The sequence below is a fragment of the Anaerolineales bacterium genome (assembly GCA_022866145.1).
GTDB lineage: Bacteria > Chloroflexota > Anaerolineae > Anaerolineales > E44-bin32 > PFL42.
Genome location: JALHUE010000470.1, coordinates 1 through 14,925, shown reverse-complemented (window position 1 = coordinate 14,925; position 14,925 = coordinate 1). Strand labels below are relative to the sequence as shown.

Annotated in this window: 14 protein-coding genes; all 14 read left to right on the top strand. The window is 67.8% G+C overall.

Annotation, left to right across the window (positions count from 1 at the left end):
* The coding region (locus tag MUO23_13920) for a hypothetical protein (protein MCJ7514048.1) at positions 1–509 on the top strand (509 nt) is incomplete at its 5' end.
* Positions 502–3,288 (top strand): molybdopterin-dependent oxidoreductase, encoded by a 2,787-nt coding sequence (locus MUO23_13915; protein ID MCJ7514047.1) that lies wholly within the window; start codon positions 502–504, stop codon positions 3,286–3,288. The genes MUO23_13920 and MUO23_13915, both read left to right, overlap by 8 nt.
* Positions 3,285–3,926, top strand: coding sequence for an NUDIX hydrolase (locus tag MUO23_13910; protein ID MCJ7514046.1), 642 nt, complete (start codon positions 3,285–3,287; stop codon positions 3,924–3,926). Before MUO23_13915 ends, MUO23_13910 begins: the two co-directional genes overlap by 4 nt.
* Positions 3,927–4,046: 120 nt before the next feature.
* The gene (ssnA, locus tag MUO23_13905; GenBank protein MCJ7514045.1) at positions 4,047–5,411 is read left to right on the top strand and encodes a putative aminohydrolase SsnA; all 1,365 of its coding nucleotides are present in this window, start codon (positions 4,047–4,049) and stop codon (positions 5,409–5,411) included.
* Positions 5,412–6,101, top strand: a complete 690-nt coding sequence (gene npdG, locus MUO23_13900; GenBank protein ID MCJ7514044.1) for an NADPH-dependent F420 reductase — start codon at positions 5,412–5,414, stop codon at positions 6,099–6,101.
* Positions 6,102–6,105: 4 nt separating this feature from the next.
* Entirely contained in the window at positions 6,106–6,879 is a 774-nt protein-coding gene (cofE, locus tag MUO23_13895) for a coenzyme F420-0:L-glutamate ligase (GenBank protein ID MCJ7514043.1), read from the top strand.
* Between the two features lie 30 nt (positions 6,880–6,909).
* Positions 6,910–7,311: a hypothetical protein gene (locus tag MUO23_13890; protein ID MCJ7514042.1), complete on the top strand. Its 402-nt coding sequence runs from the start codon at positions 6,910–6,912 to the stop codon at positions 7,309–7,311.
* 2 nt (positions 7,312–7,313) lie between these two features.
* Positions 7,314–7,922, top strand: a complete 609-nt coding sequence (locus MUO23_13885) for a nitroreductase family protein (protein ID MCJ7514041.1) — start codon at positions 7,314–7,316, stop codon at positions 7,920–7,922.
* Positions 7,919–8,866 carry a 2-phospho-L-lactate transferase gene (gene cofD, locus MUO23_13880; GenBank protein MCJ7514040.1) on the top strand — a complete coding sequence of 316 codons (948 nt, stop codon included), beginning with the start codon at positions 7,919–7,921 and terminating at the stop codon, positions 8,864–8,866. The genes MUO23_13885 and cofD overlap by 4 nt, the downstream gene beginning before the upstream one ends.
* On the top strand, positions 8,863–9,480 hold the full coding sequence (gene cofC, locus MUO23_13875) for a 2-phospho-L-lactate guanylyltransferase (GenBank protein MCJ7514039.1): 618 nt from the start codon (positions 8,863–8,865) through the stop codon (positions 9,478–9,480). Before cofD ends, cofC begins: the two co-directional genes overlap by 4 nt.
* A 128-nt stretch (positions 9,481–9,608) precedes the next feature.
* Positions 9,609–10,619, top strand: a complete 1,011-nt coding sequence (locus MUO23_13870) for an LLM class flavin-dependent oxidoreductase (protein ID MCJ7514038.1) — start codon at positions 9,609–9,611, stop codon at positions 10,617–10,619.
* A 96-nt stretch (positions 10,620–10,715) separates the two neighbouring features.
* Complete coding sequence (locus tag MUO23_13865; protein MCJ7514037.1) at positions 10,716–11,123, top strand: PaaI family thioesterase; 408 nt, start codon at positions 10,716–10,718, stop codon at positions 11,121–11,123.
* 13 nt (positions 11,124–11,136) lie between these two features.
* Positions 11,137–11,940, top strand: coding sequence for an FAD binding domain-containing protein (locus MUO23_13860; GenBank protein ID MCJ7514036.1), 804 nt, complete (start codon positions 11,137–11,139; stop codon positions 11,938–11,940).
* Positions 11,937–14,925, top strand: a 2,989-nt coding sequence (locus tag MUO23_13855; GenBank protein MCJ7514035.1) for a molybdopterin-dependent oxidoreductase, incomplete at its 3' end; no start/stop codon positions are given. The genes MUO23_13860 and MUO23_13855, both read left to right, overlap by 4 nt.

The window sequence follows — 14,925 nt, the reverse complement described above, 5'->3', positions numbered from 1 at the left end:
GGGCCGAGCTGGCATCCGCCGACGGAAGGCGCTGGCTGCCGGTCGAGTCCTTGTTCAAGGGGCCGGGCGAACCCGCTTTCGATCGCCAGGCCGAGATCCTGGTTCGCTTCGCGATCCCCCAGCGCAAGCTGGGCGAGGGCGCTGCGTTCTGGCGTGTGATGCGACCCCAGGGCCTAGCGATCGCCATCCTGAACGTTGCCGCCTGGCTTCGCCTCGACGACTCCGGCAAGATCGAGGCCGCCCGCCTGGCCGTCGGGCCTTCCGGTCCGGTCCCCCGCCGGGCGCGCACCGCAGAAGGCGAATTGCTGGGCAAGGACCTTTCGGCGTCGACGCTGTCGGCGGCGGGGCGTGCCCTGCGACAGGACGTACAGCTCCGCACCAGCCCCCACCGTGCCACCTCGGATTACCGCTATCACCTGCTGGATCATCTGCTCCCCAGCGTGCTTCAAGCCGCATGGGCCAGTGCGACGACCCCCGTTCCGCTCGTCTCCAAGCAATCGCATGCCTGAACGCACTCCGATGCCTGAGATCTGTTTCCACGTGAACGGGCAGCCCGTGCAGCTGTGGCCGCGGCCTGGCGAGATGCTCGCCACGACCCTGCGCGATCAACTCGGGCTGACCGGCACCAAGATCGCCTGTGAGGAGGACGAGTGCGGGGCGTGTACTGTGCTGGTCGACGGCCAAGCTGTCCTGGCGTGCAACTATCCCACCCCCAAGGCCGAAGGCAAGCATATCCTGACGATCGAAGGCCTGGGGACCCCGGAAGCGCTTCACCCGCTGCAACAGGCTTTCATCGAGCATGGTGTCGTGCAGTGCGGCTACTGCATTCCCGGCCAGATCATGGCGGCTGCCGCCTGCCTGCTCTCCAACTCCGATCCGACCGAAGCCGACATCCGCAGCGCTCTCAAGGACACGCTGTGCCGGTGTGCCGGGTATCCCTCTCTGCTGCGCGCCGTCCAGGACGCGGCCGGCGCTATCCATCGCGGTGAGCCCCTGCGCGGGCCGAGCGTGCCGCAGGTCACCGGCGGCCGGGCGATCGGGACCATCGTGCCCCGCCCGGATGCCGTGGCCAAAGTCACCGGGCAGACCCGCTTCACCGATGACCTGACCCTCCCGGGCATGCTGCACGGGATGGCGCTGCGGGCCGAGATTCCGCACGCGATCCTGACGGCGCTGGATGTGTCCGAGGCTCGCGCAATGCCCGGGGTGCAGGCTGTGTTGACGGCCGAGGACATCCCTGGCGCACGCTTCCACGGCCTGTTCGTCCAGGACTGGCCTGTGCTCGTCGGCGTGGGTGAGCGAATCCGCACCGTCGGGGATCCCCTGGCCCTGGTGGCGGCGGAGACCCGGGAACAGTGTCTGGCCGCCTTGAGTCGCATCCGCTTCACCCATGAGCCTCTGGCCGTGATCTCCGACCCGGTCGAGGCGCTCAAGGAAACCGCGCCCAGGTTGCGCCCGAATGGGAATCTACTGAAGCGGATCCAGGTACGCAAAGGGGAAGGGGAGACCCCGCCCAGCGCCGATGTGCATGTCGAGGGCCGGTTTGTCACCCCGGCCACGGAGCACGCCTTCTTGGAAACGGAGTGCAGCCTCGCCCGCCTGACCGACGCCGGAAGGGTGGAGGTCTTCGTCGGATCTCAGATCCCCTATGCCGACCGAGATCAGGTCGCCGCCAGCTTAGACATCCCCCTCGAACAGGTGCGGATCATCGGGATGCCGATCGGCGGGGGCTTCGGGGGCAAGGAAGACATCGCCGGCCAGATCCACGCCGCCCTGCTCGCCCGCTCCACCGGCCGGCCGGTCAAGGTCCTGTTCGACCGGCGCGAAAGCATGCTGGTCCACCCCAAGCGGCATGCCACGCAGATTCGTGTCCGTTTGGGAGCCGGGAGGGACGGCAGGCTGCGCTATGCCGAGACCGAGTTGTACGGTGACACGGGCGCCTATGCCTCCCTGGGCGAGAAGGTGATGACCCGGGCCACAACGCACTCGGCCGGGCCATACGTCATCCCGTGGGTGCGATCGGACTGCCACGCCGTGTACACCAACAACCCGCCGGCCGGAGCCTTCCGTGGCTTCGGCGTCACCCAATCCGCATTCGCCGTCGAATCGGCGCTGGACGAGTTGGCCGAGACTCTCGGGATGGATCCGATTGCGATCCGCCGCCTCAACGCTCTGCGCCTCGGGGAGACTACGAGCACTGGGCAGCGACTGACCGAGAGCGTCGGCCTGCTCGAGTGTCTGGACCGGGTCGAAGCGGAGATGCGGCGATTGCATGGCCCGGGCGACCTGTTCGCGGCGCGCCCGGATCCGGGCGCGCCGCATCGGGTGCGAGCGTGGGGGATCGCCGCCGCCTTCAAGAACACCGGGCTGGGCGGCGGAGCACCCGACAAGGCCAGCGCCGAGGTGGAAGTCGACCTGCAAGGCGTTGCCGAAGCCCGCACCTCCTCGGCCGAGATCGGCCAGGGGTTGATGACCGTCCTGCAGCTGGTCGTGGCGGAAGAGTTGGGACTGCCCCTCGACCGCGTGCGGGTGCTGCTATCCGACACGGATCTGACTCCGGATGGAGGCCCGACCACCGCCTCCCGCCAGACCTTCGTCGCCGGCAACGCAGTCCGCCTCGCCTGCGAACTGTGGAAGGAGGCGGCCGCCGCCTGTCTAGCGGAAGAGTATGATGTGGATCCACGCCAGGTCCACTTCCATGATGGTGGGGTCTCGGTTGGAGAACGAGGCGTGGAACTGGCGGAGGTCGTGCGACGGATGAGATCGGCCGGACAGCCGACGCGCATCGAGCATGAGTACGTCGCACCGGCAACCGAACACGTCGGCTCAGGCAAGGACATCCACGTCGCCTACAGCTTCGCCGTTCAGGCGGCCGAGGTCGAGGTGGATCGGATAACCGGTGAGACCCGGGTGTTGCGCGTGATAGCGGCCACGGATGTCGGCCGGGCGCTGAACCCACTGGGGCTGATCGGCCAGGTCGAGGGCGGCGTGATGATGGGCTTGGGCAATGCACTGACCGAAGACTTTGTGCTCGAGCAGGGCAGGGTGTTCACCGATCGCCTGGGCCGCTACCGAATGCCCTCCATTGCTCAGGCCCCCGAGATCCTTCCGATCCTGGTCGAAAGCCCGTGCAGCCACGGCCCGTACGGCGCCAAGGGCGTCGGAGAGATCACGAGCATCCCAACCACACCGGCGATCACCAATGCCATCTACCATGCCTGCGGCGTTCGCGTCCGCCAGCTCCCAGTCGATCAGGATTGGCTGGCGCGGGAGTTGGCCAGGCCGTGACGGAGGAGCGCTCGCCGGGGGAAAGGCGCTGGCTGGCCTGGGCGCGGGAGATCCAGGCTTTGGCTCAAACCAGCCGCCACTATGCCCAGAACGAGTTTGAGCGCGGCCGCGCCGACCGGCTGCTGCAGATCGCCGCGGAAATCGTCGGAACCCATTCCACCCTCCCGGCCGATCAGGCCCTGACCGCCTTCACCGCCCAGCCGGGATATGTGACGCCCAAGGTTGACGTCCGCGGGGCGGTGTTCGATGGCGAGCGGCTGCTCATGGTCCGGGAGTCCATCGATGGCGGATGGACGCTGCCAGGGGGGTGGGCCGACGTCGGTGAACCGCCGGCTCTGGCTGTCGAGCGCGAAGTCCTGGAAGAATCCGGCTTGAAGGTGCGCGCCACGCGTCTGGTTGGGGTGTACGATGCTAACAGGGTGGAGGACGGCCTGCCGCTGTTCCACGCCTACAAGCTGGTGTTCTGGTGTGAGAGGCTGGGCGGAGAGATCAAGGCTTCCCCGGAGACGAGTGAGGTTGGCTTCTTCCCGATCGACGCCCTGCCCGAGCCCCTCTCTCCGTATCGGACCACACCCCGCTTGGTGGCCGATCTGTGCGCCTTCCGCCTGGACCCTGCCCGGCCGACGGTGTTCGACTAAGATCCAGGCCATGGCTTGCAGCTTTGGACCATGCGCCGCGGACTGGCTGGCGGGGCGGGCGGGCCCGGCAGGAGCGGCCGAGTCGCGGCGGCGGCCATTGGCCGGGAAGGGAGTAGCGGCATGCTGATCATCCATGCCCGGGTTGTCACCTGGGGGCGACCCAACCAGATCCTGGAAGAGCATGCCCTGCGCCTCGATGGCGACCGCATCGCCGAGATCCTCCCGCAGGGCCGAGTTGGGGTTCCTCACCCGGGTGAGGAGGTGATCGATGCTGGCGGCCAGCTCGTGATGCCGGGCAACATCTGCGCTCACACCCATTTCTACGGTGCCTTTGCCCGCGGCCTGGCGATCCCGGGCCGCGCCCCGCGCGACTTCCCGGAGATCCTGCGCAAACTGTGGTGGCCGCTGGACAAGTCGCTCGACATCGAGGACGTCCGCCTCTCGGCCCTGGTGTGCCTGGTGGATGCCGTCAAGCATGGGACAACGACCCTGATCGATCACCACGCCTCGCCGAATGCTCTGTCCGGTTCGCTGGATGCGATCGCCGAGGCTGTGAAGTCTTCCGGCCTGCGGGCCGTCCTGTGCTATGAAGTCACGGACCGCGACGGCGCCGCCAAGGCGCAGGCGGGAATCGAGGAGAACCTGCGGTTCCTGGCCCGCTGCCGGGACGGCGGCCTGGCCCAGGGGCGGATCGCCGCCACCTTCGGGCTGCATGCCAGCCTGACCCTGTCCGATGAGACGCTGGCGGCCTGCCGGCGGGCCGTGCCGCAGGACACGGGCTTCCACATCCATGTGGCTGAACACGAAGTCGACGAGTACGATAGCCTGGCCCGAAGTGGAGTGCGAGTCGTCGACCGCCTGCACCAGCACGGGATCCTCGGCCCGCGTACGATCGTGGCGCACGCCATCCATGTCGAAGAGCGGGAGATGGAGCTGCTCGGTCAAAGCGGGACGTGGGTCAGCCACCAGCCACGATCGAACATGAACAACGGAGTCGGGGCGGCTCCGGTCGAGTCCCTGATGCGGGCGGGGATCCGGGTGGCTCTCGGCAATGACGGATTCTCGAACGCGATGTGGGAGGAGTGGAAGGCCGCCTATCTGCTGCACAAAGCCTGGCACCGCGACCCTCGCCGAATGTCGGGCGACCAACTGGTCGAGATGGCGGCTTACAACAATGCTGGGCTGGCCGGGGTCTTCTTCCCTCAGGCGCCGCTGGGCGTGGTCGCCCCGGGCGCCCTGGCGGATCTGATTCTGGTCGACTACCATCCGACCACACCCCTGACCGCTGGGAACCTGCCCTGGCACATCGTGTTTGGTTTCCGGGAGTCGCAGGTGACGACCACGATCGCCGCCGGCAAGGTGTTGATGCGTGACCGCGCCCTGCTGACCCTGGATGAAGCCCAGATCGCGGCTGCGGCCCGTGAGCGTGTTCCGGCGGTCTGGGAGCGATATCGGTCTTTCGTTCCTGCCGATGATGGAGGCTGAATGATGGGAAGCGAGCGAATCCTGCTGACACTGGGAATCATCGGAGGGACGGGAAAAGAGGGGCAGGGTCTGGCCTACCGCTGGGCGGGGTCCGGTTATCCGGTGATCCTCGGCTCGCGCAGCGAGGAGAAGGCGCTGGCGGCCGCCCAGGTCCTGAACGCCCGCCTGGGGGAAGCTATCGTGCGCGGCATGGGCAACGCCGAGGCTGTCGCCGCCTGCGACATCGCCGTCCTGACGGTGCCCTACGGCGCTCACCGCCAGACCCTCGAAGGACTCAAGCCTCAGCTGGCCGGGAAGGTGCTGGTCGATGTCACCAACCCTGCGATCCCGCCCCGGCTGAGCGAAGTGCAGCTGCCGGCTTCCGGGAGCGCAGCCGTCGAGTCCCAGCAAGTCCTCGGCGGCGATGTTCAGGTGGTATCTGCCTTCCAGAACATCTCGCACGATCTGCTGCTGGAAGATGACGGTGCGGCCTGCGATGTGCTGGTCACGGGCGACAGCAAGGAGGCCAAGGAGCAGGTGCTGCAGCTGGTGGAAGCGTTGGGCCTGACCGGGTGGGACGCGGGGCCGTTGAAGAACGCCGTTGTGGCCGAGAGCCTGACCGCGGTGCTGATCGGCCTCAACCGCCGCTACAAGTTGAAGGGAGCCGGTATCCGGATCGTGGGGGAACGCTTGGACCCTCGAGGCTCCTAGGCGAATGTCGGTCCAGCTGGTCTTCACCGCCCTCACTGGCCTTCCCCGGATCCGACCCGGCGATGATCTCGTCGAAGCGATCTGGCTCGGCTTGGGGCGCGAGGGGATGCAGCTGCAGCTGGGAGATGTGATCGTCGTCACCCAGAAAGTCGTCTCCAAGGCGGAAGGGCGTCATGTCAACCTGGACACGGTCAAGCCTTCGCCCCGCGCATTGGAGCTCGCCGCCGACACCGGCAAAGACGCTCGCCTGGTCGAGGTGATCCTGCAGGAGAGCCGCGGGGTGCTGCGCACCCGTCCGGGTTCGATCATCGTCGAACATCGGCTGGGATTCGTGTGCGCCAATGCCGGGGTCGATCACTCGAATGTCGAGAGTCCGGACGGCAGCCCGGGGGAGTGGGTGCTGCGCCTTCCAGCCGACCCGGATCGCTCCGCCGCCGCGCTTCGCCAGTCGCTGCAGGCCCGATCCGGCGTAGGCCTCGGGCTGCTGATAAGCGACTCGCATGGCCGCGCCTGGCGTCTCGGCACAGTCGGTGTGGCCGTCGGGGCAGCCGGTTTCCCGGCCCTGCTGGATTGCCGTGGCCTCCCCGACCTGTTCGGTTACACCCTGCAGGCGACGCAGGTGGGTCTGGCGGATGAAGTGGCGGCTGGGGCCTCCGCCCTGATGGGGCAGGCGGCGGAAGGCTGGCCGGTGGTGCATGTGCGCGGGGTCAGGGCGCGGAGTGAGCAGGGCAAGGCAGCCGACCTGATCCGCCCGCTGGAGGAGGACCTGTTCCGCTAGTGCGATCGAGCCCCTCCCAGGAGACGAACGATGGCTAACCAGATTCCGGCGTCGCACGCCGACTTGCTGCAGGCCGACAGGGAGGCGTTCGCCGTGCTCTGCACCGTCATGGCCGACGGCAGCCGCCAGGCGACGCCCGTATTGTTCGTTCTGGCTGCAGGCCGTTTGCGCCTCAACCCGGCCCGCGGGCGAACATCGGACCGGACCATGGCCGCCCGGCCGGTGGTCGCCCTGGGCATCCTCGATCCGCAGGAGCCCCAACGCCATCTGCCAGTGCTTGGCCGGGTAGTGGGTGTGGAGGAGGAAGGCGGGCGGGCGCACATTGACCGCTTGGCGGAAGAGCACATGGGGAAAGCCACGCACCCTGGGCCGGTAACGGAACGCCGGGTCATCTACACGATCGAGGCGACGGCTGTGCAGGCGATGAGCTAAAGATGCGCGGGTCCGAGTTCCGTCGCTGGGTGGCCGCACGCCGTTCGGTGCGCCGCTTCCGGGCTACCCCCATTCCCGAGGAGACTCTGAAGGCGCTGCTGGATGCTGCCTGTCAGGCGCCCTCGGCGCACAACCGGCAGCCCTGGCGGTTCGCGGTGGTGACCGGAAGCCAGGCGCGCCAGCATCTGGCGGCGTCCATGGCGGATAAGCATCGGGCAGACATGCTGGCCGACGGGCGCGACCCGTCCTCGGTTGAGCCCCGGGTCGAGGCCCGCAGACAGCGGCTGGTGCAGGCGCCGGCGTGCATCGTGGTCTGCCTCAGCATGCGTGAGATGGATTTGTATCCCGATCCCGAACGTCAGGCCAGTGAGCGCACCATGGCGGTGCAGAGCGCAGCCCTGGCAGGGGGACATCTCCTGCTCGCAGCCCACGCTCATGGCCTGGGGGCCTGCTGGCTGTGCGCGCCGCTCTTCGCCCCTGAGATCGTGCGGCGCGTCCTCGACCTGCCGCAGGATTGGGAGCCGCAGGCCGTGCTCGTCGTCGGAGAACCAGACGAAACCCCGGCCGACCCCGGCCGCCGGCCGCTGGATGAGGTCGTAGTCTGGCGATGAAGGTCGTGGCGTTGGCCGGTGGCGTGGGCGGGGCACGCCTGGCGGACGGGCTGCGCCGCCAGCTCCCGACAGGCGAGCTGACGGTCGTGGTCAACACGGCAGATGACTTCGAACACCTGGGCCTGAGGATTTCCCCGGATCTCGACACCGTGACCTACACCCTCGCCGGCCTGGAGAACCCCGAAACCGGGTGGGGCAGGGCGGACGAGACCTGGAGCTTCCTGGAGGCGTTGGAGCGTTTGGGGGGACCGACATGGTTCCGCCTGGGCGATCGGGACCTGGCCGTTCACATGGAGCGCACTGCCCTGCTGGCCTCCGGATTGCCGCTCAGCGAGGTCACGCGCCGCATCGCCGCCGGCTTGGGCGTACGACCGGCCGTCCTGCCGATGAGTGACGATCCGGTGCGTACCGTCGTCTGCACCGACGCCGGGGAACTCCCCTTCCAGGAATACTTCGTCGCTCGCCGCTGCCAACCGGTCGTCCGTAGCTTCCGATTTGAAGGGGTCGAGGCCGCTCGGCCGACCTCCGGCGTAGTGGAAGCCCTCATTCCGGCGCCGATCGTCATTCTGGGGCCATCGAATCCCTGGGTCAGTCTGGATCCAATCCTGGCCGTCCCGGGCGTCAGGGAGCTCCTGCACGGCAAGACGGTGGTTGGGGTGTCTCCCCTGGTGGGTGGCAGGGCGCTCAAGGGGCCGGCCGCCAAGATGGCCCTGGAGCTCGGCCTCCCCGCCACCCCCCTGACTGTCGCCGCCCACTTCCACTCGATCCTCTCCGGATTTGTCGTCGACCAGGTCGATGCGTCCCTGGCAGACTCCATTGAGCGTATGGGAGTGCGCACTCTGGTCACCAACACGATCATGCGGGACGGCGATTCCCGGGCGGCTCTGGCCAGCGACGTGCTCCGCCTGGCAGAGGCCGTGGCGGCCGGAAGCGCCAGCCCATGACCGTGTGGGCCGTGGTTCCCGTTAAACCGCTGAGGCGATCGAAGTCGAGGCTGTCTCACGCCCTCGGGGTGGAGGAACGCCAGGCGCTGAGTAAGAGCCTGCTGACCCACACCCTGGACTGCCTGGCGCAGGCCGAGGCGGTGGACCGGATCGCCGTCGTCAGCGGTGACCCAGCCGTCAGGGCCATGGCCTGCAACTGGGAAACGGTCTTCGTCGAGGATCCCCCTCAGGGTGGCCTGAACCAGGCACTCAACCATGCCCGGCAGGCAGCGCTGCGTGGCGGCGCAGCGCAGGTGCTCGTGCTGCCGGCGGACCTGCCGCGGCTAACCCCCGAGGCGATCAATCAGCTGACCGGCCTAGTGGATGGTCCTCCCTGCGTCGTCATTGCGCCCGACCGCCATGGCTCGGGCACGAACGCCTTGCTGCTGGCGCCGCCCGCTTTGATAGAATACGCCTTTGGACCCCTCAGCTTCTTTCGCCACCTGCAGTTGGCGGAAGCAGCCGGCGTCCAACCGCGAGTTTGCCAATTGCCGGCGTTGGCGCTGGACCTGGATCTCCCGGAGGACTTGAGGCTGTTGTCGGAGCCGGCGCCACTCGCAGGGACCGAGGCGTGAGGGACGCCGACGCCTTCCCGTGAGGCCTTGCTCCCGAGCGGAGGGGGCCGCTTCAGCGGCCAAACGTCCGGTCAGCGCTCCGGGAGGGCCTGACTGCCGCGCCAAGCCCGGCGCATGAGGAGATGCCCATGAGCCAAGCGCGCGCTGCCTTGTACCTGCAAGATTCCCACGATTTGCGCGACGGGCTGGACTATGTCCGCCTGGCGGAGCAGGCCGGGTTTGAGGCGGTCTGGCAAGCAGAGTCCCGGCTGGTGCGAGATGCGATCGTCCCCATGGCGGCCTACGCTGCGGTCACCGAGCGGATCAAGGTCGGCTCGGGGGTAATCAACAACTGGACTCGCAACATCGGCTTGCTGGCCGCCACCTTCCTCACGCTGGACGATCTGGCGCCAGGGCGCATCGTGTGCGGTATCGGGGCTTGGTGGGACCCGCTGGCAAAGAATGTCGGAATCCAGCGCACGAAACCCCTGCTGGCCATGCGGGAGACGGTGCTCACGCTGCGCCGCTTGCTAGCCATGGAACGGGTTACCTTCCATGGGGAATTCGTCCATGTCGACGGTATCGAGCTGGATGTGGTGCACGGTCGTCGGGAGCCGCGCCACGTCCCGATCCTGATCGGCGCCACCGGCATGAAGATGATGGAGCTGGCCGGCGAGATCGCCGACGGCGTGGTGCTCAACTACTGCGTTCCCCCGGAGTACAACGACCCGGCGATCGAGGCCCTCGAGCGCGGGGCGCGCCAGGCCGGACGCTCGCTGGACCAGATCGACCGGCCGCAGCTGATTGTGTGCTCGGTGCACCCCGATCGCGCCCAAGCCCTGGACAGCACCCGCCAGCTTCTCGCGCAATACTTGGCTCAGCAGCCCCATATTGCACAGGCCAGCGGCGTCTCCGCCGAGGTGGTCGAGAAGATCCAGGCGATCCTCGGCTGGCCGGCGACCTACGAGCAGATCCAGCGCGCCAAGCATCTGGTTTCTGATGAGCTGGTCGAACGGATCACGGCTTCGGGCACGCCGGATGAAGCCCGAGGCAAGGTTCAGGAGTACATGCGCCACGGCGCCACCTGCCCGATTCTGTATGACGTCAGCGGCGATCCGCACCTGCTGATTGAGACTTTCAGCCCCCTCCGGGAGATGTGAGCCAGTGATTCGGATGCGTGCAGCAGCATGATGGATGCCCCCAGGCTGAAGCAGCCAAATTCGCGCCACTGTTTCGTCTGTGGGCTGGAGAACCCGGTGGGGTTGAGGCTGGCGTTCTACAGCACCGGGCCCGGGGAGGTCGCCTGCGAGTACTCTGCCCCCGAGCACTTCCAAGGCTACCCGGGTGTGGTCCACGGCGGCATCGTGGCCTCGATGTTGGACGAGACTGTGGGACGGGCCGCGATGGAAGGCGACAGCAACCGTTTCATGATGACGGCCAAACTGGAGATCCGCTACCGGCAGCCGGTTCCGACGGGCACCCCCCTACGGGTGGTGGGGCGCCTCGTGAGCCGGCGCGGCCGGGTGGCGCACGCCACCGGCCAGATCGTTCTGCCCGACGGCATGGTGGCCGCTGAGGCGCAGGCGATGCTCGTGGATCTGCCCGATCTGCCCGGGCAGGATCAGACGTTGGAAAGCCTCGGCTGGAAGGTGTACCCGGATTAGCAGGGTCGGGCAGGTGGATGACGGAAAGGCGCACAAGATGACCCCGATCGAATACGAACGACCGGATTCACTGGAACAGGCGCTGCGCCTGCTCCCTCAGGGTCAACCGCTGGGAGGCGGTACAGCGCTTGCCCCGCAGCGGAGGGAGCTCGCCTTGGTGATCGACCTGCAGGGGCTTCCCCTCGACCAACTGAGTGTGGACGAGGGGGGGATTCGGCTGGGTGCCACGCTGAAGCTGCAAGCGCTCGTCGAGTCCGCGCCTCGATTGCCGGCGGCTCTGGTGCTTGCTGCCGGGCTCGAGGCACCGCTCAACCTGCGCAACATGGCAACTGTGGCGGGCACAATCGTCGCCTGCGACGGCCGTTCGCCGCTGGTGGCGGTGCTGCTGGCGATGGAGGCCGCAGCTCGGCTTGCCCCAGGTGATTCGGCCGTTCCGCTGGATTCGCTGCTTGACGCCAGGCCGGAAGGCCTGTCCGGCAGGCTGATCACGAGCATTGACCTGCGTCCGGTGGTGCGCCTGCAGTACGAGCAGGTTGCCCGGTCGCCGAAGGACCGTCCGATCGTGTGTGCCGCCCTCGGCCGCCTGCTGGGCGAGGCGGGACAAACCGAATACCGACTCGTACTGGGCGGTCACGGCAGCCGTCCGGCTCGCGTCCTGCGCGCCGAACAGGCGCTGCAAGGCGGCGACCTGGAGGCGGCAGGCGCTGCGGCCGCCGCCGCCTACGCCGAAGCCGGGGATGCATGGGCCTCTTCGGCTTATCGGTCCCACGTGGCGGCCGTGCTCACGCGCCGCCTGGCGCAGGCGGTGGCCCGATGATGGTTAACTTCCGGTTGAACGGGAAGCCAACGGCAGTCGACGTGCCGGCGGAAACGACGCTGCTCGAGGCCTTGCGGGACCGCCTCGGGGTGTTCGGGGTGAAGCACGGGTGCGAGACCGGCGAGTGCGGGGCATGTTCCGTGCTGTTCGACGGCGTGATCGTCAACTCGTGCGTGATGCTGGTCGGGCAGGCGGACGGACACGACGTGACGACGATCGAGGCTGTCGGCGATCAGCCGGCACCGGGCTGGCGACAGTCCACGGGGCTGGATCCGTTGCAGCAGGCCTTCGTGGAAACCGGGGCTATTCAATGCGGCTACTGCACTCCGGCCATGATCCTCGCCGCTCGGGCGCTGCTCGAACGCACGCTCGACCCATCCGAAGACGAAGTGCGCCAGGCGATGGCTGGTGTGCTCTGCCGCTGTACCGGCTACATCAAGCCCGTGCAGGCGGTGCTGCGGGCAGCGGCGGTGCTGCGAGGGGAACCGGTCGAGCCGATCGACGGACCCCTGCTGGCGCCGTTTGATCTCTTCACCCCGCCGGACGGCGAGGCGGAGCCTTCAGGCGCCGGGCGCGGGGACCTGGCGACGCGGCTGCAGCTGCTGCCGCGCATCCAGGTCCCGCCACAGGCTGCGCCGCGCTCGGTGATCGGCAAGCCCGAGCCGAAGGTCGATGCCGTCAAGCTGGCCCAGGGCAAGCCCGCCTTCACCGCCGACATCGAGATGCGGGGCATGTTGACGGCCAAGGTCCTGCATAGTCCCCACGCCCATGCTCGCATCCGCCGGATCGACGTCACCGCGGCCCGGGCGTTGCCCGGAGTGGCGGCAGTGCTCACCTGGCAGGATATCCCCCGCGTGGCCTACTCAACCGCCGGCCAGTCGGATCCGCTTCCCGCACCCTTGGACACGGTCTCGCTGGACTCCAAGGTGCGCTTCGTTGGCGACCGGGTGGCGTTTGTAGCGGCCGAAACCGAGGCCATCGCTGAGCAGGCGCTCGGACTGATCCAAGTTGACTACGAAGTCCTGCCAGCTCTGCTCGATCCGTCGCAGGCGATGCAGCCCGGCGCCCCCGTCGTCCATGACCAGCCGGACTATGTCAACTTCGCCGAATCGGACCCGAGCATCAATCGCGCGGCGGAGATCCACATCGACATCGGCAATGTGGATGAGGGGTTCCGGGAAGCGGACCAGATCTTCGAGGGGGAATACGCCGTCCCCAAAGTCCAGCAGGCGTCCATCGAACCGCATGTGGTGGTGACGTATTGGGACGAGGATGACCGCCTGGTGATCCGCACGAGCACGCAAGTGCCCTTCCATGTGCGCCGCATGCTGGCGCCGGTCCTCGGGCTGCCGCTGAAGCGCATTCGGGTGATCAAGCCCCGCGTCGGCGGCGGGTTCGGTGGAAAGCAAGAGGTCCTGATCGAGGATGTGGCTGCCCACCTGACGATCGCTACCGGTCGGCCGGTTCGCTTCGAGTACACCCGCGCCGAGGAGTTCTTCGCCTCCCGTTCGCGCCACCCGATGCGCTTCAGGCTTCGCACCGGCGTCAAGCGCGACGGGACGATCACCGCCCACGAGATGTACTGCCTGAGTGACACCGGCGCCTACGGTTGCCACGGCCTGACGGTCGCCGGCAACACCGGCCACAAGGCGATGGCCCTGTACGTCGGCGACGGCAAGTACCGGCAGTCCCCGAACATCCGCTTCCATGCCGATGTCGTCTACACCAACACGCCGCCGGCCGGCGCTTTTCGCGGCTACGGCGTCCCGCAGGGTTTCTGGCCGGTCGAGCGCCAGATGGCGAAGATCGCCCATGCCCTTGGCCTGGATCCGCTGGCCTTCCGCCTGCAGAATGCCCTCCGGGCGGGCGAGGTGCATCCTTTCAGCGCCGTCTGGTCGGAGGGGCGAGAGCCGCGACCAGAGATCATCAACACCTGCGGCTTGGCGGACTGCGTTCGGCTCGGGGCGGCCGCTATCGGTTGGCAGGACAAGCATGACAACCCCGGGTGGCACACGCTGCCGGGGAAGCCGCACCTGCGGCGGGGCATCGGCGTGGCGACCGTGATGCAGGGAACCGCCATCCCCTATCTCGACATGGGGGGAGCCAGCCTCAAGATGAACGAAGACGGCTCCTTCAATCTGCTTGTCGGCGCCACCGATATTGGAACCGGCTCGGACACGGTGCTGGCGCAACAGGCGGCTGAGGTGCTGGGGATCCTGGTTGAGGACATCCTCGTACACTCGTCCGACACGGATTTCACCCCCTTCGATAAGGGCGCCTACGCCTCGAGCACCACCTACATCTCCGGCACCGCCGTCATCCGGGCGGCGCAGATGGCGGGAGAACAGATTCGCCGGCGGGCGGCCCGGCTGTTGTCCGCGGCCGGCGTGGCGGAGATCGGCGCGGACGAGATCCGCTTGGCCGACCGACAGGCATGGTCCCCCGATGGCCGATCGGTCAGCATGACCCAGATCGCCCTGAACTCCTTGCACCACGAGGACCAGGAGCAGATCATGGGGGTGGGATCGTACATGTCTCCGGTGGCGCCGCCGCCATTTGCCGCCCAGTTCGCCGAGGTCACCGTCGACATCGACACCGGCCAGATCCAGGTCGACCGCCTGGTCATCGCCGTCGACGCCGGGGTGATCATCAACCCGCTGACCGCCTCCGGCCAGATCGAGGGCGGGATGACCCAGGCACTGGGCTATGCCGTGTGCGAGGAGATGATCTATGATGCACAGGGCCGGCCGCGCGAAACCGACCTTCGTGACTACCATATCTTCGCCGCCGACGAGATGCCGGCGCTGGAGACCATCTTCGTCGAGACCATTGAGCCTTCGCACCCCTTCGGCGTGAAGGCCGCCGGCGAAATCCCGCTGGACGGGGTGGCCCCGGCGATCGGCAATGCTGTGTTCGATGCCTGCGGCGCGAGTGTTGACGTGATCCCCATCACCCCTGAGCGGCTGTGGCGGGCGCTGGAGCCGG

Coding starts and splice junctions, on each gene's coding strand:
- MUO23_13915 (MCJ7514047.1), top strand. CDS start 502: ATGCCTGAACGCACTCCGATGCCTGAGATCTGTTTCCACGTGAACGGG.
- ssnA (MCJ7514045.1), top strand. CDS start 4,047: ATGCTGATCATCCATGCCCGGGTTGTCACCTGGGGGCGACCCAACCAG.
- npdG (MCJ7514044.1), top strand. CDS start 5,412: ATGATGGGAAGCGAGCGAATCCTGCTGACACTGGGAATCATCGGAGGG.
- cofE (MCJ7514043.1), top strand. CDS start 6,106: ATGTCGGTCCAGCTGGTCTTCACCGCCCTCACTGGCCTTCCCCGGATC.
- MUO23_13890 (MCJ7514042.1), top strand. CDS start 6,910: ATGGCTAACCAGATTCCGGCGTCGCACGCCGACTTGCTGCAGGCCGAC.
- MUO23_13885 (MCJ7514041.1), top strand. CDS start 7,314: ATGCGCGGGTCCGAGTTCCGTCGCTGGGTGGCCGCACGCCGTTCGGTG.
- cofD (MCJ7514040.1), top strand. CDS start 7,919: ATGAAGGTCGTGGCGTTGGCCGGTGGCGTGGGCGGGGCACGCCTGGCG.
- cofC (MCJ7514039.1), top strand. CDS start 8,863: ATGACCGTGTGGGCCGTGGTTCCCGTTAAACCGCTGAGGCGATCGAAG.
- MUO23_13870 (MCJ7514038.1), top strand. CDS start 9,609: ATGAGCCAAGCGCGCGCTGCCTTGTACCTGCAAGATTCCCACGATTTG.